Source organism: Paraburkholderia gardini (genome assembly GCF_907164545.1).
Classification (GTDB): Bacteria; Pseudomonadota; Gammaproteobacteria; order Burkholderiales; family Burkholderiaceae; genus Paraburkholderia; species Paraburkholderia gardini.
In genome coordinates this window covers 1-24,763 of sequence record NZ_CAJQZB010000026.1, presented here as the reverse complement: position 1 = coordinate 24,763, position 24,763 = coordinate 1, and the positions used below count along the sequence as shown (strand labels likewise).

The following is a 24,763-nucleotide window of genomic DNA, read 5'->3' as shown; positions in this document are numbered from 1 at the left end:
AGGCCAGATGTCGCGCATTGGATGCGCGGCCGGGCTGTTCGAGGCGCGTGCATGGTTTCGACGCGCGCGCCGTGCGATGTGCGGTCGCGTTCAAAGAAAATGCGGGAGCGTACGTGATGAGATCCGGGTCCGTTTTACTCACGATTTTTCTCGGCCTTGTTGCATCCGATGTGCTGGCAGCCGACTTCGACGGCAGCAAGCCGCTGCTCTGCGCGACCATGGAAGCACATTCATGCGATCCAGGACTCACGTGCAAGCGGTCCTTGCCGGCGGACATCGGAGCACCCAGGTTTCTTTCCGTCAACTTCGAAAAGAAAGTCATCACCGGACCCGCACGCACGACACCCATGCTGACCGTCAACAAAGAGCCGAATCAGGTCGTCATCGAGGGTATGGAGATGGGATATGGGTGGACGCTCGCCCTCGACTCGGGAGACGGCTCGATGACGTTGATGATCGTGAATAGCGAGGATGCAATTGTGCTATTCGGCAACTGTACGGCCTTGTGACCAGGCGGGGCACGCGATGAAAAACGTCTCCATCCTTCACATCATGCCGTGGCCGGTTTCTCGCGGATCCCTGGCCAGGTCATTCCTGCTTCGTCGTCCGGTGTGCGGTCTCACTGGCCGCACGCTGGTGCTCGTCTGCGCCACGCTGACGCTTTGTTGCGCTTGCCACAAAGCGGCGCCGCCGCCCTCGGCCGGACCGGTCGAGGTGACCGTCATGACAGTTGAGCCGCATGACACGCCGGTCGACTTCGAATTCACCGCGCAGACGCAAAGCTCACGTGAAGTCGAGATTCGTGCACGGGTCGACGGCTTTCTCGACAAGCGGGTGTATACCGAGGGTCAACTGGTCCACGCCGGCCAGACACTGTTCCTGATGGATCCCAAGCCATTCGAGGCCGTGCTGAAAACTGCAAAGGGCGAGCTTGCCCAGCAGCAGGCAAGGCTCTATGTAACCAAAGCGAATCTTGCGCGTGTAATACCGCTTGCCGCGCAGAACGCATTGAGCAAGAAAGACCTCGACGACGCGACTGGCAGTGAAAAGCAGGCGGAGGCCGCCGTGATCGCAGCTCAGGGGCAGGTGCAAACTGCCGAGCTCAACCTCAGCTATACGACGATCAAGTCGCCCCTCGCGGGGTTATCCAGTTTCGCGAGACAGCAGGACGGCAGCTATGTGACGTCCGGCCCTAACGGTTTGCTCACCTACATCTACCAGCTCGATCCGATGTGGGTCAACTTCAGCATCTCTGAAAATGAGTTGCTGGGTTACCGCGACCAGGAATCCAAAGGCCGCCTGAAGTTTCCCGTCAATCAGAATTTCCAGGTGACCGTCGTGCTTGCGGACGGCTCGGTGTTTCCTCAGCGCGGTGAGATCAACTTCACCAACCCGGCGTTTGACACGACCACGGGTACGTTCCTCGTGCGCGCGTCGTTCGCCAATCCGCAGGGCACGCTGCGCCCAGGACAGTTCGTGCGCGCGGTGGTCTCCGGGGCGGTGCGCCCGAACGCGATTCTCGTGCCACAGCGCGCCGTATTGCAGGGCGCGAAGAGCCACTTCGTGTGGGTGGTCGATAAAGACTCCAAAGCCCATCAGCGCGTCGTCGAAACCGGTGACTGGCATGGCGACGACTGGTTCATTTCCGACGGTCTCAAAGCAGGCGAGCGTGTCGTGGTTGACGGCGCGATCCGCGTCGTGGCGGACACGCCGCTCAAGGTCACCGGGGCTCCCAGTGCGCCGGCCAGTCAGCCTGCCGCCGCCGGCCTGCCGCCTGGCGAGCCACAGCGCCTGGCGGGGCGGGAGTCTGGCCAGCCCGTAACGAAGTGAGGGGCTGACGAGATGAGCATCTCCCACTTCTGCATCGACCGGCCCATTTTCGCGACAGTCATCTCGATTGTCATCACGCTGGGGGGCGCGGTGGCGATGGTCAACCTGCCCATCGCGCAGTACCCCGACGTCACGCCACCGCAGATCACGATCTCCGCCACTTACCCCGGGGCGAATGCGGACGTGGTCGCGAACAATGTGGCCGCGCCGATCGAGCAGCAGGTCAACGGTGCGGACAACATGATTTACATGAACTCGTCGAGTTCATCGACCGGTTCCTATACGCTCAACGCGTTCTTCCAGATCGGCACCAACCCGGAACTGGCGCAGGTCGATGTGCAGAACCGCGTGAATCTGGCCTTGCCGCAATTGCCGTCCTCGGTGCAGTCGCAGGGCATCCAGGTGCAGAAGAAATCGTCGGCGTTCATGATGGTTATCGCCATCTACTCGCCGAGTAACCGCTACGACGCGACCTATATCGCCAACTACGCCAACATCTATGTGCTCGATGCGCTCAAGCGCATCCCGGGCGCGAACCAGTCGAGTATCTTCGGCACGCCGGACTACGCGATGCGGATCTGGCTGAAACCCGACCGCATGGCGCAACTGGGCATCACGGCGGGCGACGTGCAGAAGGCTGTCGCCAACCAGAACCAGCAGTTCGCGGTCGGGCGTCTCGGCCAGTCACCCACCGGCACAGCGGTCGAACAGTCGTTTGCGGTTACCACCACGGGCCGGTTGACCGACCCTGCGCAGTTCGAAAACATTATTATCCGCGCCGCAAGCAATGGCGCGGCGATTGTGCGGCTCAAGGACATCGGCCGCGCGGAACTCGGTCAGAAGGATTACTCGATTCGCAGCAAGTTTCAGGGCAAGCCCGCCACCATCATCGCGGTGTATCAGCAGCCCGGAGCTAACGCGCTCGATGTATCCAAACAGGTGCGCGCGACGCTCGCCGAGATGAAGAAGCAATTCCCTGAGGGCATCGACTATCAGGTTGCGATGGATACCACCGAATTTACCCGGGCATCCATTTCCGACGTTGTCCATACCTTCTTCGAGGCGCTGGTGCTGGTGGTGATCGTCGTATTCGTGTTCCTTCAGAGCCTGCGTGCCACGCTGATTCCAGTGATCGCCGTTCCGGTCTCGATCGTCGGCACGTTCACGGGCATGCTCGCGCTCGGTTTCTCGATCAACATGCTGACCCTGTTCGGGATGGTTCTCGCGATCGGCATCGTGGTGGACGACGCGATTGTGGTGATCGAGAACGTCGAACGCAACATGAACGTGTACAAGCTGAGCCCGAAGGAAGCGTCCAAGCGCGCGATGGACGAGGTCTCCGGTCCGGTCATCGCCATCGTGCTGGTGCTGTGCGCAGTGTTCGTGCCGGTGGCATTCCTTGGCGGCATTACCGGCCAGCTGTACAAGCAGTTTGCCATCACCATCGCGATCTCGGTGGTGCTCTCGGGGGTGGTTGCGCTGACGCTGTCGCCGGCGCTGGCTGCCTTGCTGCTCAAGCCAGGCCACCATGAAAAACGTGGCTTCTTCAGGTGGTTCGACAATGCCTTCGCGCGGATGACGAAGAGCTACTCGAACGCCGTGAAGCTGGTCATCAAGCGTTTCGTGATAGCGCTGCTCCTGTTTGCCGGCATGATCGCGCTTACGGTTGTGATGATGAGGACCGTGCCTGGCTCGTTCCTGCCGCCCGAGGATCAGGGGTATCTGCTCGGCGCGGTCATCATGCCGGATGCAGCGAGCCTCGACCGTACAGGAGAAGTCTCACAGCACGTCACGGACTATTTCATGAAGCAGCCGGCCGTCAGCAATGTGACGGTTGTCGACGGCTTCAGCCTGCTTGATGGCCAGAACAAGAACAACGCAGGAACGTTTTTTATCGGCCTCAAGAGTTTTGACGAGCGCTACAAGTCCGCCAACATCAAAACCCAGAACGCGCGCGCTGTCCTGATCGACGCCTACGAGAAGCTGTCCAGGGTGAAGGAAGGGATCATTCTGCCGATCAATCCACCGTCGATTCCGGGCCTTGGTACGACCGGCGGCACCGAAGTATGGGTACAGGCCCAGGGCGATGCCACCATCGCGCAACTGGCCGGAGTGGTGGACGAATTTATCGCCAAGGCGAAGGCACGGCCCGAGCTGGCGCGCATCACTTCGACCTTCAACGCGTCTGCGCAGCAACTGCTGGTCGACGTGGACCGCGACCGCTCGGAGACCCTGGGTGTGCCGATCGAAGAAGTGTATAGCGCGATGCAGACGATGTTCGGCTCGCTGTACGTGTCGCAGTTCAACCGTTCAAGCCGCTTGTGGCAGGTGATCTTGCAGGCCGAGCCCTCGTATCGGCTCTCGCCGATGGATCTCGACCAGATCTATGTGCGCAGCAAGACGAACAACATGGTGCCGCTCAAGGCCGTGATGACTTCACGGTATGTCACCGGTCCGGATCTGGTGACGCGGTTCAATAATTTTCCAGCGGTGAAAATCACGGTCAATGCCGCTCCGGGCTACAGTTCGGGCCAGGTCATTTCCGCACTCAACGAGATCGCCGCGCAGACGTTGCCGGCGGGCTATAACCTGGGTTGGAGCGGCGAGGCCTACGAAGCGAGACAGGCCGGCAGTTCCTCATCGCTGGTGTTCGTGTTCGGCCTGGTCATGGTGTTCCTGATACTCGCCGCGCAATACGAGAAGTGGAGTCTGCCGGTAGGGGTACTCATGGCTGTGCCGTTCGCGGTGTTCGGTGCGGTGCTCGCGATCCTGCTACGCGGCCTCGAAAACGACGTCTACTTCCAGATCGGGTTGACCATGCTGGTTGCGCTCGCGGCCAAGAATGCCATTCTGATCTTCGAGTTCGCCGTGCTCAATCGCGAGTCGGGCGAGTCGGTGTACGACTCCGCCGTCACGGCGGCGTCCGAACGGCTGCGCCCGATTGTGATGACCTCGCTCGCGTTCATTCTCGGCTGCGTGCCGCTTGCCATTGCGACCGGCGCCTCGGCCAACAGCCGCCATTCGATCGGCACCGGCGTGATCGGCGGCATGCTCGGTGCAACGGTGATCGCCGTGTTCCTCATCCCGATGTTCTTCTACGTTCTCGAGACAATGTCCGAAAAGTCGGGCAGCAAGAAGACACCGGGCTCAAGCGACGGCGCATCGGGCGGAGGCCCCGCACACGGCCAGGGCGCGGGCCCTGGCGGCCCGGCAGTCAAGCCGTCGGCCCGACGCGAGGACGAATGACATGCGTAGCTCGGTCTCCTTGCTGTTTCTGGTGCCGGTCCTGCTGGGACTGGGCGGTTGTCTGCTCGGGCCCAACTATGTGCGGCCGACGGTTGAAACACCCGCCACTTATCGCTTCACTGCCGCTGAGAGCGTCGAGGTCGCCAACACCGCGTGGTGGGAGCAATTCCAGGACCCGGTGCTCAACGACCTGATTACCACCGCGCTGGCGAATAACAAGGACGTGAAGATCGCGGCTGCACGCGTGGATCAGTTTCTCGGTCAGTTCGTGACGACCCGGGCGGGGCTGTTCCCGCAGGTCGGTGCGAGCTTCGATGCACAACGCCAGCGTGCCTCGCAGGCTGGGCCTGTGCCGTTGCCGGCGGGGTTGTCGCCGGTCTATAACGATTTCCAGCCGACACTGTCGGCGGCGTGGGAAATCGATGTGTTCGGCAAGGTGCGCCGCGAGACCGAAGCGGCACGCGCGAGCCTGCTCGCAAGCGAAGAGGGACGCCGTGCGACGATCCTGACGTTGGTGGCGTCGGTGGCGACTTCCTACATCAATCTGCGCGATCTCGACCAGCAGCTCGAGATCGCCAGGGCCACGACAGAGAGCCGCGCGGAATCGGTACACGTCTTCACGCTGCGCTTTGCGGGCGGCAACGTGTCCCAGATGGAACTCGCGCAGAGCCAGTCTGAATACGAAGCGTCGCTCGCGACGATTCCGCAGCTCGAGATGCAGATCGCCCAGCAGGAGGACGCGCTCTCGGTCCTGCTGGGCCGCAACCCTGGCGACATCATGCGTGGCCGCGCCGTGTCGGATCTGGTGATTCCCGCCGTACCGGCCGGGTTGCCGTCGGATCTGCTCGAACGCCGCCCCGATCTGCTTCAGGCCGAGCAGAACCTGGTGGCCGCGAACGCGCTGATCGGCGCGGCACGGGCGCTCTATTTTCCGTCGATCTCATTGACGGGGCTGTTTGGTTCGGCCAGCGGCGATTTCTCGAAGCTGTTTACCGGACCGGCGAGAATCTGGGCATTTGCCGGCTCGGTGAGCATGCCGATCTTCACCGCCGGCAGTATCAGCGGTCAGGTGAAGCAAGCCGAAGCGCAGCAACAACAGGCGTTGATCCAGTACGAGCAGGCGATCCAGACCGCCTTTAAGGAAGTGGACGATGCGCTGATCGGGCTACAGAAGTCGCGCGAGCAGCTCGTGATCCAGGGCCGTGAGGTCGATGCGCTGCGCACCTACGCACGGCTCGCGCGGCTGCGTTATGAGGGAGGCTATACGAGTTACATCGAGGTGCTGGACGCCGAGCGCAGTCTGTTCAACGCGCAGCTCGGCTATACCCAGACCAATGGTGCCGTGTTCGACTCGATCGTCGCCCTTTATAAGGCAATGGGAGGCGGCTGGGTTCTCGATGCGGAAAAAATGACGGTCCCGCCACCCGCGGCGCAAACGCCTGCGAACACCGGGCCCGTCTCGCGCAGCCCCTCTCCGATAGCGGATCCGCCAATGGCACTGGAGGCGCGATGACAGCGCCGGAGATCATCGCCTGTCCAGAGTGCGATCTGCTCCAGCTCGGCGCGCCCGTCACACCCGGCAGCTCATTACGCTGCCACCGGTGCCACGCGGTGCTTCGAAGAGGGCGATCGAACGGACCCGAAAATGCGCTGGCATTTGCCATCGCGTCGGCGGTGCTGCTCGTCATTTCGAACGTGTTTCCGATTGTCGGTTTGTCGGTCAACGGCAATCTCATTCAAACCACGCTGGCGGGTTCGGTGCGCGTACTTTACGTCAACGGCACGTGGCCGCTCGCGGTGCTTGTCGGCATCACGACGATTCTCATGCCTGTTCTGCAGACCTTTGCGATGCTGTGGCTACTCCTGCCGCTGCAACTGGGGCGCGTGCCGTGGCAAGCGCCCGCCGCCTTCCGGCTGTTTCAGCTGGCGCGTCCGTGGGGCATGACCGAGGTACTGATCCTTGGGCTGCTCGTTGCGCTCGTCAAGCTGGCGCACATTGCGACAGTGGTTCCGGGCACCGCGTTGTGGTCGTTCATCGCGCTGATGCTGCTGCTCGCGGCGGCGTCGGCTTCATTCGACCCGCGTGAGATGTGGGCGCGCATCGTAGCCGGGGACGATACCGGCCGTGCATGGCGGCTGCCTCCCATCAAGGTTCGCCGCGCCGCCGTGACGGCGTCCGGATACGGGCTGGTACTGTGCCACGAGTGCGGCCTGCTGATGCGGCCGCCGGCACAAGCGGGTGTGTGTATTTGCGCGCGGTGCGGATCGCGGGCGCATATGCGCAAGCCCGCGAGCCTCTCGCGGACGTGGGCGTATCTGGTGGCCGCAATGGTGCTGTACGTGCCCGCGAACGTGCTGCCCGTGATGGATACGAGTTCGCTCTTCGGCGCGCAGAAGGACACGATCATGAGCGGTGTGGTTTATCTATGGGTGTCGGGGTCGTGGCTACTCGCCGTGCTCGTCTTCGTGGCGAGCATCGTGGTGCCGATGCTCAAGATCCTGGGCCTCGTGTATCTGACGGTCTCGACACAGATTCACTCGCGATGGCTGCCTGAGCAGCGCACCTGGATCTACCGCATAGTCGAGCTGGTGGGACGATGGTCGATGCTCGATATCTACGTCATCACGATGCTGGTTGCGCTGGTGCAATTCCAGGCACTGGCAACGATCAAGGCAGGCCCGGCATCGATAGCATTCGGAGCGGTCGTGGTGCTCACGCTGCTGGCGGCGATGTCTTTCGATCCTCGCCTCATATGGGACGAAGCGGAGAGAGATCATGTCCGGGGCAAATGAAGAGCCTGATATTCCCGATCTTCCCGCCGCGGACCCTTTGCCGCGCTCGCGCTGGCGCATGCAACTGGTGTGGCTCGTGCCGATCGTGGCGATACTGGTTGGCGGGTGGCTTGCCGTGAAGGCTGTCATGGAAAGAGGCGAGAACATCACCATTAGCTTCAAGACAGGCGAGGGCCTCGAGGCCGGGAAGACCAAGCTCAAGTTCAAGGACGTCGACATCGGCGTGGTGGAAACGGTGATGCTTGCGCCGGACCACAAACACGTGCTGGCGAAAGCGGAGGTCGCTCGCGACGTGGCGGGTCTGCTCGTGGACAATACGCGTTTCTGGGTGGTCCGGCCGCGCATTTCGGGCGGTACGGTCTCGGGACTCGGCACGCTTCTATCCGGCTCCTACGTCGACGTCGATGTGGGCAATTCGGCGAAAGCGCGACGCAGTTTTGTCGGGCTCGAAGAGCCGCCCGTGTTTGCGAGTGACGTGCCGGGGCGTGAGTTCATATTGAAGAGTGTGGGGCTCGGCTCGCTGGATGTGGGTTCGCCCGTCTATTTCCGCAGGCTTCAGGTCGGCCAGATCGCATCTTATCAACTGGATCCGAACGGCAAAGGCGTCACGCTGAAGGTGTTTGTCAACGCGCCATACGACCGGTTCGTGAAAACCGACACGCGTTTCTGGCACGCGAGCGGATTCAACATGGCGTTCGATAGCAACGGTGTGCGCATTGAAACCCAGTCGATCGTGTCTGTCATCGTCGGCGGTATTGCGTTCGAGTCGCCGCCGGATTCGGTGGAAGAAGCCGATGCCGCGGCCAACACGCAGTTCGAGCTGTACCCGACGCGCACCGACGCCATGAAACAGCACGACCGCATTATCGATAAGTACGTCGTGAACTTCGCGGATTCGGTACGCGGGCTGGTAGTGGGTGCACCTGTCGACTTCCGCGGCATCGAGATCGGGCGGGTGACCGCGATTCATACGCGGTTCGACGCCCAGCGGCACAGTTTCAGTATTCCCGTCGAAATCGAGATCTATCCTGAGCGCTTTACGTCGCGTTACCAGGATGGCCGCACCGGAGGGCGTATCAGCGACGACCCGCGTGGCATCGCGAATTACCTGGTGGACAACGGATTCCGGTTCCAGCTCAGGAATGGAAATCTGCTGACAGGACAGCTCTATCTTGCGCTGGACTATTTCCCGGATGCGGCCAGGGCAAAGATAGACTGGGACAAGTCACCGCCCGAGTTGCCTGCGGTACCGCGTACGCTTCAATCGCTGCAGGACTCGGTTACCCGGCTGCTGGTCAAGCTCAATAGCATTCCGTTCGAGGGCCTCGGTAACGACGCCCGGACGACTTTGCGCACCGCCAATGCGTTGCTATCCCAGCTTGATACCGAGGTCGTTCCGCGCGCTCATGACACGTTGACGTCGGCGCAGACAATGCTGGATTCCGCCAATACCGCGTTGCAACCGGATTCGGCGCTGCAGCAATCCACGGCAGATGCAATGCAGGAACTGACCCGCACTGCCGCGTCGCTTCGTACGCTTGCCGACTATCTGTCGCGACATCCAGAAGCACTGGTTCGCGGCAAGTCGGGGGACAAACCATGAGATACGGTCGAGCCTGTTTCATTCCTGGACTGGTGGCCGCCCTGCTGGGTGGATGCGCGTCGCCGCCGACCAGTTTCTATACACTTAGCCCGGACGCGTCGCTCACCCGTTCCGGGACGACGAGGCCCGTGTCGATGGTGATCGGTCCTGTCACGATACCGGACATCGTCGATCGGCCACAGATCGTGACGCGGGTCGACGCCAACGAAGTCGAAATCAACGAGTTCGCCCGTTGGGCACAATCGTTGAAAGGCGGTATTGCGCGCGTGATTGCCGCAGACCTTGGCGCGCTGCTGAACTCGCAGCAAGTATCGGTTTTCGAGGGATGGGATGACCCGCTGACCACATGGCGTGTGCGGCTCGATGTGGTGAACTTCGAGTCCGTGCCAGGGCGGGACGTTACCGTTGACGTGCAATGGGCTGTGCGCCCTCCCGGAAAGACACGCCCGGTGCTCGGCCACTCCGTTGCGCACGAGGTGATTTCCGGCCCTGGTTACGAGCCGATCGTCGCGGCCCATGACCGCGCGCTCGCGTCAGTCAGCCGCGATATCGCAGCGGTGGTACTGGCGAGCGGCCCGCAGTGAGATTCATCAGGTGATCTTCAACGACGTGCCTTCCGACAGGTCAGTTCAGACATCTTGCTCGCGCGCTCGCAGGCGGAGATATTCCCGGTCCCGATCCCGAACTACCCGCCAGGAGCAGAATCTGAATCAGGTTTCCATACGCATTCAAGGGGAGGTGCATCATGCTCGAACGGAACCGTCGGCTCATTGGCCTGATAGCGGTGTTGCTGGCAGCAATCTTTTCAGAAACCTCCTGGGCGACGGAGCAGGCGCAACAACGTCGTGCCGGGCGCGACGTGCGCCAGGACACCCGTCAGGGCGCGCGAGACACAAAGCAGGGGTGTCGCGCGGACAACCAGAAAAACAACTCACAGTGCCGGCACGAGAAGCGCCAGACCAAGCAGAACGGGCGTGAGACCGCCAGAGATATCAAGTACTAGGTAACGAGCGGGAATCAGCGAAAAGCCGGGGGGTTCAGTCTGGTCGAGCGCAAAGACGATGATTCTCGCACCGGTCAACAACCATGAGCGCTTCGAAAACGCATGGGGATGCCCCGCTTCAACGAACAGACTGCGCTGCAGGGTTCGTCTCGCAGAGACGCCGGGTAGAGCAGCCAGATCTCTCGCTTGTTGAGCCTTGGGCTATTTGCCGGTTTGAGGTTCGACGGAAATTGCAAAAGCCTCGTTGTAGACCACTTCCATATGATCGCCTTTCTTGATCCGGTTTAGCTGGTCTGGATCCTGCACGACCACGTCCACGGAATTGCCTTGCGGACCCTTCAGTGTCACGACGCCGCTATGAGTATTGACCGCGGCGACATTGGCCATGACGGTGATCTGTCGGGTGGCGGTGCCTCCGGGCTTCGCACCGAGTGGCGCACGCTCAAGCGAGTGATTTTCATTGGCGCCCACCGTTGCGCCCTCTTTTATAAGTGTGAGGGTAATGGCCTGCGAGTATTCGGCTTTGACGACATCGCCGAGCTTGATCTGGTCGAAGTTGCGTGCTTCTTCACCTACCACGACTTGCACGACCTTTCCCCTGGAATCCTTCAGCCAGACTGTTCGCGTATCCGGCTCGATGCCCACGACAGTCGACGTCGTCTTGATCGTTCCGGTCACGGATACCTTGCCGGGTACGCTTGTGACGTCCACTTGCGGTTTCGTCTGGGCGAACCCGACATTCGCGAGAGCCACGAGTGCCGCGACAACAACGAGTTTGCTGTTTCTCATGCTGCTCTCCTTGAACGAACAGGTACGCATTCTCCTGCGGCTTGACGGGTCGCCTTTTCTTTCATGACACAGGCGCGTCGTATTGCCATTGAGCGAGCGTTCATTTGATCGTGTAGCCATGACCTTCCATACAGGCGGCATAGGCACGGTTGTAGGTGTCCATTGCACCCTGGGACTGAGACTGGGTGGACGCCGCGGCAGCCCGGCGGTTCTGCCGCGCGCGCGAGCCGCCGACCATCGTTCCCGTCGCGGCGCCAATCGCCGCGCCTTTTCCTGCGTCACCCGCTATGGCTCCGATTACCGCTCCGCCAGCCGCACCACGCGCAGCGCCTTGAACGCGTTCGCCTCCGCCCACCGCCGGTCCAGAAGGCGGAGGCGGGGCCGGGGACATGGCAGCCGGATCTATGCCGGTGTTGGTCTTGGCCCACGAATAACATGCGCCGTCGTCCTTCTGCTGTTGTTGCTGGCTTTGTCCCTTGGCGGGATAGGCGATCGGTCTTCCCTGCGCTGCTCCGTCCAATGGTATGGAGCCGGCTAGAACGGCTAGAACGCAGCATTTCGCTAATTTATTCATGGCAGCTCCTTGCTTGAGCCCGCGCTAATACAGGTCGTCGACTGCCTGAAAGTGATGCCGCAACCGGCACCGGTCAGATCAGGTCAGTTCTGGCGGATCTCGCGCTGGACGATGTGTGTGCAGCAGCGGCAGGTTCGCTTTTATCATTGCGTTCCCGCCATGCCGCGCGCAATCGGACCAAGGTCGTATTTGCCGCGCATCGTGCGTTTCGGCAGAGCAGGGTGCGTTCTGGGTAAATGACCCAGGACCAGGATCCGATGCAGTTATTCACTCCACGAGATAACCCGTCGGATCAGGCTGCTCAAGGTCGCGACCGCTTTCCAGGGCGGTGCATGGACTGTGAGACCAAGGTCGTATTGTTTCGAGCTATGAGAAGAATCATTGTAGAAGCTGAGAGGCCGATTTGAGAGAAGGGCACAAGTCCGCGGGCTGTGTTAAGGCCTCACATCAATCGCAATGTCGCGAACCTGCTCGCAGCCGACATCGTCGACGCCCGCAAATTCCTCGAAAGAAATGACGAAAACGCCACGCTGCCGACGCTGCATGTACACCCTGCAGGAAACCAGCGCTGGCTCGAACGGGATCGAAGGATGTAGCGGCCAGACTCACCCACCGGGGACTCGCCCCGGCAACTCAATGGAGGTCAATCATGAACAGACGGGACTTTGTGATAACAGGCGCAACTGTCAGTGCCCTGGGGCTGGCACTCGCTGGCTGCACCATGACACCAGACAGCGGCAAAAGCCCGGAAACCGATGTCTCGAAGCGCCAGGCGATCGACGCAAGTGTTGATGGCACGTTGAACCGGCTCTTCGCGACCGTCTCGGGTTCGCGCGAGCTCGCATCCAAGGCCCAGGGCATTCTGGTGTTTCCGGACGTGAAGAAGGCGGCCTTCATCGCAGGCGCGGCGTATGGCGAAGGCGCATTGCGTGTGGGTGGCGTGACGGCCGGCTATTACAGCACGGCGGCGGCTTCGTTTGGATTTCAGGCTGGAGCGCAGTCGACGGCAGTCATTTACATGTTCATGACGCGTGACGCACTCGATTCGTTCCGCAACGCGGCTGGGTGGTCGGTTGGCAGCGACGTCGCGGTGTCGATCATAAAAGTCGGCGCGAACGGCACAATCGACACAACATCTGTCTCCTCGCAGGTCGTGGCGCTCGTGCTGACCAATACCGGTCTGATGGCGGACGCCTCGGTCAACGGCGCGAAGGTAACGCGGCTCAAATTGTGAAGGTGAAGACCGGCTTGTCTCACGCACGCCCAATGACCTCACGGGCAATGGCGAACTCGGGGCAGCGGTGTATTGCGTGTCTGGTGCGAACGGTCTTCGGGCAGGCTGATTCCCGCTGCGCGGTGCGTTCTGGTCATGCGCGGCTGTGCCGTTGCCCGAGTTACAGCCCGTTTCGATACCATCGGATTAGCCGCCGAGCGCTATCACCATCGCGATCAGCGCGACGCCCAGCGCGGCCATCGCGAATCCCGTATACAGCGGGCTTCGATACCCGGCGTGTCGCCCGAGTGCGAAGCCCAGTACGAACAGCATGCTGATCGCGATTACGCGTGAGACCCGCATGGCAAGCGGTGTGGAACTCAGTATCAGGAACGGCAATACTACGGGGAAAGTGGCGATGACGACCAGCAGGAATATACCGAAAGCCTCGAGATAGTCCCGCGGTTCGAGCGCGCGACGACGACCTTCCGAAGACAGATCGTGTACTCGTTTGCGCATGCCTTCAATCTCTTCCTCGCCGACAATCGCGCGCACGTAATCGGGCAAGATTTTCTCGATGATGCGGCGTGCGTGTTCATTATCTGCCTGGATGACCTGATAGCCGATGCGCCTGAGATGGGTCCGCTCTGTCGCCGTTCGTAGCAGATACATCACCGCATCCACGAGACCCCATGCGACATTGCAGCCCAACGCCGCAATGGTCGCTGCACGGCCAGGGTTTTCCGTGCTGGACGCGATCGACGCGGAGCCCACGATCGTGACCGCCATGATGAGACCAAACAGGATCTCGGAAACCCTATCGACTGGATCGAGCAACGCTTCGCGTTTCATTGACACTCTCTCGCCGTGTCCTGTTTTGCTGCCCGGATTTTCAGGTACCGGCGTGCGACGGTGTTCACGCTCGTCGAGCCGATGCGGGCGTTTGCGCGGGTGATTTCCAGACTTCGCCGGATATCCCGGTACTGCTCATCGGCCCATACGACGGTCGTAGCTGCGCGAGACGCGCTGAAGCAAGGTCGGGTCGTGTGTGTTGCTGGAATCGAATCGTACCTGAACGCTGCCATCGGCCTGCTGGCGCACGCCGGCCGTCACGACGCTACTGTCGACGTTGCCCACGACGGTGCCGCTCGCCGGGTCCTGGACGGTGATGGTCAATCCTTCGTCGCGCATTGCGCCCGCCGCCGCAGCGAACGAGCGATCGTAGCTGGCTGGCGTCATCACCACGGTGCCTGCCGGCACGCCGTAGTAAGTGCATGCCGATAGCGCGACCAGGGCGCCGCAGGTAGCGGTGAGCATGAGGCGCATCAAGGTGACACCTTCGCCCATCCGGGACCGGGGTCGAACGACCGCATTCCCTCCGCTTTCGCCGCGCCGTCGGGTCCGAGATCACGCTCGTAGACCTGTCCTTTGTGACTGACCATGAAGCTCTTGATGCCGGTGTCCCCGTAGCGAACAGGCCACGCAACGACGGCGAAGCCACCAAAGAGCCTGCCGTCTGCAACATAGTCGTAGGCCCCGCCAGGAGCGTGAGGGCCTTGCGAGGTGAGCAGCTTGTAGTGGTAGCCGTAATAGCCTGCCCTCTCTGTGTGGCGCGCGCCCGCCGTCGCGAACGCGACTCCAAGCGGGCTCGGCGTAGCACCGGGAGAAGTCGGCCAGTACAGACCATCCTGCTTGCCAGGCGAACTCGATAACCTGTTCGCGTAGGCGAGGATGCCACTGCCGTCGTGGTCCGTCTCGGCGTATTCGCGCTGCGCATCGTAGATTGCAAGCATCGTCTGGATGACAGCAAGCTCGTTGCGTCCGATGCGGCGCAAACGCATTTCCTCGACGCCGGCGAGCGTGTCGAAATGCCAGCCGTGGGCCGATTTCACGAGGGGGATGGGAAGAGTCCAGCCATCGTTGCCCACCGCGATATCGGCGTGTTCGCTATCCGCCACCTGAATCGCATGTGACGTGTCCCAGGCCGTCAGGAAGCGGCTCCGGATTTCGGAGCCGGTCGGAGGGATGAGTTCCCGAAAGTTGGCGCCAAGCAAAGCCCTTAATTTTGCTTCGTCGCTACTGGCAACAGCGTTGCCAAACGCCGTCATCGCCGCTTCCGGTGACTTGAAGGTCTTCTGGGCGTACGCAGAAGAGGGCGTCCCAAGGCAGAGTGCGAGTGCAAGCGCGACTGAAGTGCCGATCGCGCCTGGCCGCGATGCGAGAAATCGTAGTGGTGACTTCATGCTCGTGTCTCCTTAGCGCCTGCCGCGTCCGCCGCCACCGCCCGCCCGCATTCCGCCGCCGCCCGCTCTGTTAAAGTTCGAAGACTGTGCGCTGGATCGGCCCCGGTTGAAGTCCTGCTGCTGGGCACGGCCACCGCCGCCCACACCCTGGAAGGCACTGTCGCGGCCACCGCTTCCGGTGCTGGCCCGGTCGGACACGGCCGCGCGATTGCCGGCACCGGCAGTGTTCGCTCCGCCGGCACGATTGCTGACACCTGCGGCATTGCCTCCGCCGCCACGGTCGGCCACGCCCGCGTTGTTCCCGCCACCGCCGCGCTCGCCGGCACTGGCGTTGTTCCTTCCACCGCCACGCTCGCCCAGATTGGCATTGTTCGCTCCGCCTGCGCGATTGGCTGCGCCGGCCCGGTCGCCTGCGTCGCCGGTGCGGCCACGGAAGTCATCGCGCGCGCCAGCACCGGAGACATTGTTGGCGAATTTTTCACGGGATGCGCTGTCACGGTAGGCGACACCCTGGCGATGGCTCGCGTCATGCTGCCACTTGCCGCCCTGAACCTTGGTGCGATCGAAATTGCGATCGATATTGGCTGCCTTGTTGACGTTGATATTGACGTCCCCACCTCCCCAGTTGCAGTTGCCGAAAATTGCTCCGGCAGCGGCGAGGCCGACACCAAAGGCAAGTCCAGTAGCGAGCGCGGCGCCTGGATAATAAGCCGGGTACGGAGGCCAGTAGTATGGAGGGTAGCCCGGATAGCCCCACGTACCGTACACGACGGTCGGGTTGTAGGCCGGCACGTATATGACCGCCGGGTTCGCCGGCTCGATGCGCACGATGGTCTGGGTGGTTTGCCCGCCCGCTGGCGCGGGTTCCACGGTCACATTCTGTTGCTCATTGGACTTCAGGTTCCCCGCTTCCTGCGCACGCGCGCGTAGTCGCTGTACCGCGGCGAGGACGTCCTTCTCCTGCGCGAGGAAGGCGTCTCCAAGCTTCTGGGTCCATTCGAGCTTGTCATTCATCGGCTCGAGTGCCTGCGGAAACGCGACCAGCGATTTCACGCTGACATCCCACGGCTGTCCCTGTACCGCTTTTACCGCGGCATCGCCCTTGACGTTCGGATTGTCCTTGACCCAGCGCGCCGCATGCACGATCTCCAGCGGATACGTGGAGGCCATCAGTACCTGGGACAGAACGGAATCCGGATAGAGCGCGATCGGTGCCACCAGCGCCTCGATCTCCTCTGGCTTGAATGTCTGCTGCTGCGGTTGGGTGGGCTGCTGCTGCGGCTGGCTCTGGGCGCTCGCATTGCCCACGCCCATCATCAGTACAACGAGGAACCACATGTGGACCGCTCGCAACAGTCTTTCACTCCACCGGTTCATGGCGACTCCTCCCAACTGATCACAATGCCAGCTGTCTTGTGGATTTCCTGTTGCCGGTTGCGAGTTCCAGCCGGTGACTGCACCAGTTTCGACCGCTCGCGTGGCACACGTACGTTGTGGCCCAGGCGCACCCGGTTTCGTTGAAGCCAATTGTGCGAGCGCGATGAAGTCGACATCGCCTGGTTGACTTGCCAGGCGCTTTGTAATGCATAGTGTTATCTTGACTTCGCGCCGCTCTTCACTGGATGCCGCGTCGCCTGTCAAAACCCTGATCCTTGCCGATGAACCACGCCCCTATGGGCCGCAGCGATGGCTTCGTCGCTGACCTTTGCGACAGCCGCGATCTGCTCCCAGCAGACGCTTTCCGGGGCGCGACTTCCAGGTGATACGCACTGCCGCCTTGCGCGGGATAGCGCCATACCGAACCGCGTGATCTATTGCGGCGCGACACCTCTACAGCTTCATTATTGAACTCCGGATTGTTGACGTGCAATTAGCCTTTGGTCCTATACCCGTACGATAGCGCGCTTCCTGCGTCGATGATTGCGTCGTGCCAACGCTGGAAGCCAGCCGCGTTTCATTCGCTACGGGGTCGAAAAATCCGGCAAACCGTGGGACCAAAGTCTTATTGTCCATGAACACGTCAAGGTCGAGCATTCAGGAATAGAAATAAACTGGTTAAGCAATTTTTATGAATGGCAGGGCATCTGTTGTTATCACGGTAGCGACACACCTGTGGATTGACGCGACAGGCTCGTGTCATTCAGGCGACCTCGATCCGGTTAGAGACCGGAACATGCCTCGATAGCCGGATTACGTATTCTCTCCTGTAAAGTTTTCAAGTCTGCGGTCTGCCACGGACGCATTCCTGCCCGGATGTCGCGCTGCATTCGTTCCCCGTAGCGGAGAAAAAGCCATGGCGGTTGTCATCGTGGATGTAACGGAGCAAATGCGTTTGAACGAAACGCGTGAGGCCCATGTCCCGTGGAAGAAGTGGGGGCCCTATCTGAGCGAGAGGCAGTGGGGGACAGTCCGGGAAGACTACAGCGAAAACGGCGACGCCTGGAACTACTTCACTCATGATCAGGCGCGCGCACGCGCCTACAAGTGGGGGGAGGACGGACTCGCCGGACTTTGCGACGACCACCAACGGATTTGCTTTGCACTGGCGCTGTGGAACGAGCGCGACCCGATTTTGAAGGAACGCCTTTTCGGCCTCACGAATAGCGAGGGCAACCATGGAGAGGACGTTAAAGAATATTACTTCTATATCGACAGCACGCCGACTCACTCCTACATGAAGTACCTCTATAAGTACCCGCAGCGGGAGTATCCCTACCAGGACCTGGTCGAGACCAACCGAAACCGTTCACGGGGCGAGCTTGAGTATGAGCTGCTTGATACCGGGATCTTCGATGATGACCGGTATTTTGACGTGTTCATCGAATACGCCAAGGCAGATCCTGACGATATTCTTGTGCGGATTTCGATACATAACCGCGGACCGGAGGCGGCACCGCTAAGAGTGTTGCCGACACTGTGGTTTCGAAACACCTGGTCCTGGGGAGAGGGCGATCGCAAGCCATCGTTGTACGAAGCCGGACCGGGTACGATTGCCGTCACGCATCATGAACTGGACCCGTACTGGCTCCATTGCGAGGGCGATCCGGAGTCGCTGTTCACGGAGAACGAAAGCAATGCGCAGCGTCTGTGGGGCGAGCCCAACGCATCTCCTTACGTTAAGGATGCATTCCACCGCTACATCGTTTCGAAGCAGCGCGATGCGGTAAATCCCGCAAGGACAGGCACGAAGGCCGCGGCGCACTATATTTTCGTCCTGCCTGCCGGGGCAAGCAGGACGATCCGGCTGCGGCTGACGGCCGCCAGAATGAATGATCCTTTCGATGGCTTCGACAAAATATTCGAGAGCCGCATCGCCGAGGCCGACGAGTTCTACCAGCGGATTGCGCCAAAGTCGCTGACAGAAGATCAACGCCGTGTGCACCGCCAGGCGCTGGCTGGAATGCTATGGAGCAAGCAGTATTACTACTTCGACCTGGACAAGTGGCTACGTGAGCACAAGAGTCATCCTTTGCTCGAGTCCGCTCGTCGCGACGTGCGCAATACAGACTGGTTCCACATGCTGAACGCCGACGTGATCTCCATGCCGGACAAGTGGGAATATCCCTGGTACGCCGCCTGGGACCTTGCGTTTCACACGGTCTCCATGGCGCTGGTGGATTTCGATTTCGCCAAGGATCAGCTACTGCTGATGCTGCGCAGCCTGTACTCGCACCCGAGCGGGCAAATTCCGGCTTACGAGTGGAACTTCGGCGACGTGAATCCGCCGGTGCATGCCGCCGCGACACTCTGGCTATACAAGTACGAGAAACAACTGGGCCGCGCTGATCCGCACTTCCTGGAGCGATCGTTTCAGGGTTTGATGCTCAATTTCAACTGGTGGATCAATCGCAAGGATCCCACCGGGCGCAACGTCTTCGCAGGCGGCTTTCTGGGTCTGGACAACATCGGTGTCTTCGACCGCAGCGCGCAGCTTCCGACCGGCGGAACGCTGGAGCAGGCGGACGGGACGGCGTGGATGGCATTCTATTGCCAGAACATGCTGGAGATCGCGCTTATTCTGTCTGAGTACGACCCGTTCTACGAAGAGGTCGCCTTCAAGTTTGTCCGGCATTTTATGTGGATCGCCTATGCAATGGACCGCCGCAGCGAACACCATGACGAAATGTGGGACGAGGAGGACGGCTTTTTCTATGATTTGCTGCGCCTCCCGGACGGGCAGGCGAGCCGTTTGAAAGTGAGGTCGATGGTAGGACTGTTGCCGCTATGCGCGTCGACGGTGTTCGAGGCGGATTATGCCACTCGCTATCCGAAGCTGATGGAGCTGATCGCCCAGTTCCGAAAACGTCACCCCGAGTTGATTGCCCAGATAGCCCCGACGGAAACCGGCTTCATCGGTTATAAGGAACGGCGTCTGTTGTCCGTCCTCAATAAAAAGAAGCTCGTGCGCGTACTTGCCTGTCTTCTTGACGAGAACGAGTTCCTTGGGCCATACGGTATTCGCTCGCTTTCGCGTTATCACCTTGAACATCCATTCGTGTTAAGGGTTGGGGGTGAAGAGTACAAAGTACAGTACCTGCCGGCCGAATCGGATACCGGGATGTTCGGGGGCAACTCCAACTGGCGAGGTCCGGTCTGGATGCCAGTCAATATGCTTATCATCCGGGCACTGGTGAACCTGTACAGCTTTTTCGGCGATGAGTTCAAGGTTCAGTGTCCCACGGGTTCGGGTCCGCAGATGACGCTCTTCGAGGTGGCCCAGGAAATTGTCCGGCGGCTAACGGGCACGTTCTTGCGCGATGAAAATGGGCGAAGGCCGGTGTATGGTGGATCGGACAAATTCCAGGACGATCCGCACTGGCGCGACCTGATCCTGTTTTACGAGTACTTCCACGGTGACAATGGCGCAGGGCTGGGAGCCAGCCACCAGACAGGGTGGACGGGTCTGGTCGCGCCCCTGCTTGACCTGTTTGCGCGCGTCGACGCTCATTCGATGCTTGAAACAGAACGCGGGTACCTGATGGCGAAGGTCGTCAAGGAGCAGGTTGGCGGAGAAGCCGTAAATCAGAGGTGACGGAGGATCGATGTCCGACGTACGCTATCCGGCGCTGTATCAGATCAACACGCGTGTCTGGTTTACCGCGTTGTCTCGTGAGCTGGGTAAGCGCGTGACGTTCGACGATATTCCGGACGCCGAGCTGGATCGCCTGGCTGACCTCGGTTTCGATTGGGTCTGGTTCCTGAGCATCTGGCAGACCGACAAGGCAGCGCGGGAAGTTTCGCGTGCAAAGCCTGAATGGCGACACGAGTTCGGCAAACGCTGTCGGACCTCAAGATCGAAGACATCGCGGGTTCGGGCTTCGCCATTCAGAGCTACAGCATCCATCGCGATCTCGGCACCCCTGAATCGCTCGCCCGATTGCGACAGCGGCTGCAGCGGCGCGGACTGAAACTGATGCTCGACTTCGTGCCGAATCACATGGCGCCGGATCACCCATGGATCGACGAGCATCCGGACTACTTTGTTCATGGCAACGAGGCTGACCTGGCTCGCTCACCGCAAAACTACTGCTGGGTCGAATCAAGGACAGGGCCGCTTTTGCTGGCTCACGGTCGCGATCCAAGTGCGCCGGAGACAAACCATGTACACACGTCTCTATGTCTGACGGGCCTTTCCGACCATATCACGCCGCAGTACACACAACCTGCCCGACGGAAAAGTGTGTGCCCAAAAGCGTAAGGCGCGGGTCGGGGAGTAAGAGTAGTGCTTTGTGTGCAACCGGATGTCGTCCTGGTAAAAGTATGTGCTTGTGATGTACGACGCGGAAACAGCCTGCAAGAGCGTGCCAGCGTGCGCGTTCGGAGCCGGATGAGCGCAGGGACCGCAATAGTGACCGGGAGATGAGATCTCAGCCGCCGGCGCGCTCGACTTGCGAACTCGCCACTCGTAGTAGCCGCTGCACGACACGCCCGGCGCCCGACACATACGCCTGACAGCAGCACTGCCAGGTGGGTATCGATCCACGCGTGCTTCAGCGCGCCCCATACGCAAAGTGCGCCACAGCATTTGGGAGAATTTCATCGTCGAGCGTCGCGCGGGCCAATTCCTTGCGAAGCCAGTCGACTTGCGCCTATGTTGTCGTTGGCGAAGGCTTGGCTCGCTGTTACGCCGAGAGTTCGCGCCGCAACGGCCGCACCGTTTCGCGACGCGAGTTCCATCAGCCGTTTTCCGATCGCGGTGATCGGGACACCCGGACGATGCGTTGTCTCGTGTGTCTCACGGATTTCGCTGGCCGCGCCGCCACGCCGCGGAATTCTTCCGGTTAGCATCGCGTTGGTACTTTCTACTTACTCATGCGTTCTCCGTTCAGCAGATTTACCCGCTTCTTTACGGTAAGTCATTTCGAGGCAGAGTTAGCATACAGAGCCTGATAGAATTCGCTCACGTCCGCCGTCTTCCTCATGTAGTCAATCTGCCCCTCTAGCAATTGCTCCCGGAAGCGAAACTGCGCCTCTGACAATTGCTTCGTGGAGCGAATCTGCTCCTCTAACAATTGCTCCCTGAAGCGAATCTGCTCCTCTAACAACTGCTCCCTGAAGCGCATCTGCTCCGCTAACAGCTTCGTTTCGTACGTCCGTCGAATGGCATCTCTTTCGGATACTGCGGCGGCCAATTGCCTGTCGCGATCTTTCAGTGCAGCTTCCAGCATGAAGCTACGCTCGTCAGATATTGCGAGCTTGCTCAAGATACTCGAAAGTTCTGAATCGCGTTCAGCAACAAGTCTGCGAAGCTCGTTGATCTCCGACTTCTTCAGTTTCGTTCGCGTCGCAGCGTCGGCCTCCGGAATATTCTGCTCTGCATTTTCACCCAGGCAACGGACGCCCTTAGTCTTTGAGGTGACTGCGGTATTCGATACGATCTTCGTAACAGCGGGCGCCAAGCCAGAAATATTAACGTCGAGCTCGCCCTCGCTCTCAGTAAGTTCTGGCTCAAGCGCATTTAGTTCGCGAGCAAGCGCTGCCGGATCCCCGCCGCCGAGCTTGTCGCGCACCTTACGTACCGAAACCAGTTGTCTGAAGCGTGCCGTCGAAATGGAAGCCGTCTCACCGGGTGCAGTCAGCATCTCGAGGGCAACGGAGCGAATATTTTTTCGAGACTCCGAACGCGGATAGGCCATGAAGACTCCTTGGAAGCGGGACCATCAGGACGGCGCGTATTACTCGTTCCATCTCACCCAAATCAATCGAGATTCAGACCGGAGGCGAGTGGAACAATGCGATCCGAACACATTCTAGGCTACAGTTTGCTGTTGGAGTGTCAAGCGGAGCCAAGATGTGCGGATGCAGTGCAAGCGTGAAATCCACACGCTTTTCTACCAAGAACGCAATAGAGTCGACGCGCTGCTTTAATGATATGCGGGCAAGTCCATTCGCGATGGCGGTCAAGCGTTGTCTCCCAAGGCAAGACGGAAAAAGCAATCGGCTCGAGACATCCTCGGCCGCATTCGTCGCCGGCTGGTGCGCGTTGCGCGGTTTGCTTGCCGACCCGGATGTGGGCGCCGTGCTCAAGTATGTGGACGGTGAGCATTTCCGGGAGGTGAAGTCAATTATGAACATACGCGATCGCGGTGAAGTGTTGGCACAGTTGCTCCAGTGCGAGAGAAAGTATGTGCTCGTGATGCGATCATGGAACCGCCAGTCATTTACGCGAACAGGATCTCGTCGGTCTGATCGGGAAGCGAAAAGCAGACTCAAATACGTAGCTAAGCTGCCTGCAGATCGGTAGCCGAGCAGTTGACTCCGGCCCGCTCTCGCATTACTGGCGAGACTGGCATATGGCCGACTGACAGGACGAGGACTCTTGCGAAGTCAGTGCCCACGGGAGAAATGCGCAAAGATGCGATTTTGCAATACGCGTCAGGCACGAAACACTCGAACCGGGTCTAGCGTGTCGAGATAACGCCTTGCTGACTGACGGTCTTTCCACCCGACGTATTCCGCGAGCATCTTCTCGTCCCACGCGTTCGATCGAGCCCAGATCGCGAAGCCCTGGCGCAACGAATGACTACTATAGGCATCCGCATCCGCTACACCTGACGATCTTAATATCCCGCGCAATAGTGGAGTGATGCTTCCGCTAGCGAGAGCGTTATCCTTGATCGTTCCCCACCGGTCGATGCTGCGAAAAGCAGGGCCGCTGGTTAGCCCGGATGCGGCAATCCAGGCTTCGTAAGCGGCCACGGGACAGAGCTTTGCGAGCGCAGCGGTCCGGAACGTCATATCACTACTATTGGTGGAATCGCAGTCCACACGAGGAATGTAGATAGTGATGCTGCGTCCACTATCCACCGTCACCTTTTCGACTTTCAGGCGGGTGAGTTCGTCGGACCGGAATCCCCGCCAGAAACCGACTAGCACCAATGCTCGGTTTCTCAGATGTGGGAGTTTGCTCGAGCCACTCTCCCTTGCGATTTGCTGACCCAGCCACGAGTCGACCATTTCCAACTGTTCGACGTGCAACGGTCGGGCCTGTCCGCGCACTGTCTGTTGCATGTGCTCTATCTCTTTAAGCACGCTTTTTACGTGCGCGGACCTTGCCGGATCGGGAAACTGGTGAGTCTGATGCCACAGGCTGATGGCAGCCAACCTGAGTTTCAATGTTGCAACAGGTAGGACATTCCCGTGCTCCCGAAGATATCGGGCAATTTCGCGAGGATTGCTGGGCAACCGTCCTCCCCACCTGGACTGGTAGTCTTGCATCACGTCTTCGTAGGTCAGTTGCCTGTCCTCTTGAGGCGATGTGTTGTCGTCGCGATCGGAGGGGTTGTCAGTCACTGGTTACCTACGATAGTAATGGACGACCTTCCGAACATCAGGCTTGTTGAATGCATACTTGCAGGACTGCCCCGATCCACATCGCTTGCACTTGGCACCCGGAAATGCTCCACAAGTTTTCCCACCGTATTGGACGTACCTTAATGGCGGTCGTTATCATCAGCACGGTAACTTACCCGCGCCCCCGGATTCGCTGTCCAGTTTCTCGTACGCCACCTACCGCATGCGGGCCTTCGTCAGCGATGGGGGCCGGAAGTGTCGGGCAGCGACCCACTTCGCCGCGCCCTTCGGGAAGAATTACAAGTAGTAAACAAATTCAATGAGGCGGCGCTGCATTCCGGTCAGCCTGAAAATACAATAAATCAATTCCATTCTATCAGCAAACAATATTCTACACCCTATTCACGGCGACCTTCAGAAGGCGGTCTCGGATCGTTAAAATACATTTAGTTTAATTTTCAATGCATAACACGTAAAGATAAAATCATGGAATGGACTGATCATTTCCCTTTCTCACATACAATTTTATGGGGAATTTGGGAAATTTGATATTGTAAAATTATTTGATTTCGCCTAATAATATGAAATCTGAATCGGCATAGGGGACGGCCATGAGGCCGTACCCCTGCCACACCACCCGGCATGCGGGTCCGCACCGGGCGGTTCGGGAAGTTGA

20 protein-coding genes are annotated in these 24,763 nt (G+C 60.0%); 12 read left to right on the top strand and 8 right to left on the bottom strand.

Annotated elements, in window-relative coordinates; genetic code table 11:
• Window positions 1-47 precede the first annotated feature (47 nt).
• The 8 genes from LPA37_RS18160 (at window position 48) to LPA37_RS18125 (ending at window position 10,475) form a co-directional block, all read left to right on the top strand.
• Window positions 48-509, top strand: a complete 462-nt coding sequence (locus tag LPA37_RS18160) for a hypothetical protein (protein WP_229013257.1) — start codon at window positions 48-50, stop codon at window positions 507-509.
• Window positions 510-525: 16 nt separating this feature from the next.
• Window positions 526-1,830 (top strand): efflux RND transporter periplasmic adaptor subunit, encoded by a 1,305-nt coding sequence (locus LPA37_RS18155; RefSeq protein ID WP_229013256.1) that lies wholly within the window; start codon window positions 526-528, stop codon window positions 1,828-1,830.
• 12 nt (window positions 1,831-1,842) lie between these two features.
• Entirely contained in the window at window positions 1,843-5,076 is a 3,234-nt protein-coding gene (locus LPA37_RS18150) for an efflux RND transporter permease subunit (RefSeq protein ID WP_229013255.1), read from the top strand.
• Window position 5,077: 1 nt separating this feature from the next.
• The gene (locus tag LPA37_RS18145; RefSeq protein WP_229013254.1) at window positions 5,078-6,589 is read left to right on the top strand and encodes an efflux transporter outer membrane subunit; all 1,512 of its coding nucleotides are present in this window, start codon (window positions 5,078-5,080) and stop codon (window positions 6,587-6,589) included.
• Window positions 6,586-7,869, top strand: coding sequence for a paraquat-inducible protein A (locus LPA37_RS18140; RefSeq protein WP_229013253.1), 1,284 nt, complete (start codon window positions 6,586-6,588; stop codon window positions 7,867-7,869). The genes LPA37_RS18145 and LPA37_RS18140 overlap by 4 nt, the downstream gene beginning before the upstream one ends.
• Window positions 7,853-9,472: a PqiB family protein gene (locus LPA37_RS18135; protein WP_229013252.1), complete on the top strand. Its 1,620-nt coding sequence runs from the start codon at window positions 7,853-7,855 to the stop codon at window positions 9,470-9,472. Before LPA37_RS18140 ends, LPA37_RS18135 begins: the two co-directional genes overlap by 17 nt.
• Window positions 9,469-10,056 (top strand): PqiC family protein, encoded by a 588-nt coding sequence (locus LPA37_RS18130; RefSeq protein ID WP_228976759.1) that lies wholly within the window; start codon window positions 9,469-9,471, stop codon window positions 10,054-10,056. Before LPA37_RS18135 ends, LPA37_RS18130 begins: the two co-directional genes overlap by 4 nt.
• Window positions 10,057-10,217: 161 nt before the next feature.
• Window positions 10,218-10,475, top strand: coding sequence for a hypothetical protein (locus tag LPA37_RS18125; RefSeq protein ID WP_229013251.1), 258 nt, complete (start codon window positions 10,218-10,220; stop codon window positions 10,473-10,475).
• Between the two features lie 201 nt (window positions 10,476-10,676).
• Here the strand turns inward: LPA37_RS18125 and LPA37_RS18120 are convergent, their stop codons facing one another.
• Window positions 10,677-11,264 (bottom strand): hypothetical protein, encoded by a 588-nt coding sequence (locus LPA37_RS18120; protein WP_229013250.1) that lies wholly within the window; start codon window positions 11,262-11,264, stop codon window positions 10,677-10,679.
• Window positions 11,265-11,364: 100 nt separating this feature from the next.
• Window positions 11,365-11,838 (bottom strand): glycine zipper family protein, encoded by a 474-nt coding sequence (locus LPA37_RS18115; protein WP_229013249.1) that lies wholly within the window; start codon window positions 11,836-11,838, stop codon window positions 11,365-11,367.
• A 649-nt stretch (window positions 11,839-12,487) separates the two neighbouring features.
• Between LPA37_RS18115 and LPA37_RS18110 the strand changes: the two genes are divergently transcribed.
• A complete protein-coding gene (locus LPA37_RS18110; RefSeq protein WP_228976765.1) occupies window positions 12,488-13,072 on the top strand; it encodes a BPSL1445 family SYLF domain-containing lipoprotein in 585 nt (194 codons plus the stop codon).
• A 186-nt stretch (window positions 13,073-13,258) separates the two neighbouring features.
• Here the strand turns inward: LPA37_RS18110 and LPA37_RS18105 are convergent, their stop codons facing one another.
• From LPA37_RS18105 to LPA37_RS18090, 4 genes are all read right to left on the bottom strand, one after another.
• Complete coding sequence (locus LPA37_RS18105) at window positions 13,259-13,903, bottom strand: VIT1/CCC1 transporter family protein (protein WP_228976767.1); 645 nt, start codon at window positions 13,901-13,903, stop codon at window positions 13,259-13,261.
• Window positions 13,904-14,038: 135 nt separating this feature from the next.
• Window positions 14,039-14,368, bottom strand: a complete 330-nt coding sequence (locus LPA37_RS18100; protein ID WP_407672553.1) for a hypothetical protein — start codon at window positions 14,366-14,368, stop codon at window positions 14,039-14,041.
• An 8-nt stretch (window positions 14,369-14,376) separates the two neighbouring features.
• Window positions 14,377-15,294 carry a DUF2950 domain-containing protein gene (locus LPA37_RS18095; RefSeq protein WP_229013247.1) on the bottom strand — a complete coding sequence of 306 codons (918 nt, stop codon included), beginning with the start codon at window positions 15,292-15,294 and terminating at the stop codon, window positions 14,377-14,379.
• Window positions 15,295-15,306: 12 nt separating this feature from the next.
• On the bottom strand, window positions 15,307-16,671 hold the full coding sequence (locus LPA37_RS18090; protein WP_229013246.1) for a DUF3300 domain-containing protein: 1,365 nt from the start codon (window positions 16,669-16,671) through the stop codon (window positions 15,307-15,309).
• Between the two features lie 916 nt (window positions 16,672-17,587).
• Between LPA37_RS18090 and LPA37_RS18085 the strand changes: the two genes are divergently transcribed.
• The 3 genes from LPA37_RS18085 to LPA37_RS27925 are packed head-to-tail and all read left to right on the top strand — an operon-like array spanning window position 17,588 to window position 20,992.
• Window positions 17,588-20,326, top strand: coding sequence for an MGH1-like glycoside hydrolase domain-containing protein (locus LPA37_RS18085; RefSeq protein WP_229013245.1), 2,739 nt, complete (start codon window positions 17,588-17,590; stop codon window positions 20,324-20,326).
• A 10-nt stretch (window positions 20,327-20,336) separates the two neighbouring features.
• Window positions 20,337-20,702 (top strand): hypothetical protein, encoded by a 366-nt coding sequence (locus LPA37_RS18080; protein WP_229013244.1) that lies wholly within the window; start codon window positions 20,337-20,339, stop codon window positions 20,700-20,702.
• Complete coding sequence (locus LPA37_RS27925; RefSeq protein ID WP_456093800.1) at window positions 20,588-20,992, top strand: alpha-amylase family glycosyl hydrolase; 405 nt, start codon at window positions 20,588-20,590, stop codon at window positions 20,990-20,992. Before LPA37_RS18080 ends, LPA37_RS27925 begins: the two co-directional genes overlap by 115 nt.
• Window positions 20,993-21,650: 658 nt before the next feature.
• On the opposite strand, the gene LPA37_RS18075 is transcribed toward LPA37_RS27925, so the two are convergent.
• Window positions 21,651-22,430 carry a DNA-binding protein gene (locus LPA37_RS18075; protein ID WP_229013243.1) on the bottom strand — a complete coding sequence of 260 codons (780 nt, stop codon included), beginning with the start codon at window positions 22,428-22,430 and terminating at the stop codon, window positions 21,651-21,653.
• A 739-nt stretch (window positions 22,431-23,169) separates the two neighbouring features.
• Window positions 23,170-24,087, bottom strand: coding sequence for a tyrosine-type recombinase/integrase (locus LPA37_RS18070; RefSeq protein WP_229013242.1), 918 nt, complete (start codon window positions 24,085-24,087; stop codon window positions 23,170-23,172).
• Between the last annotated feature and the right edge of the window lie 676 nt (window positions 24,088-24,763).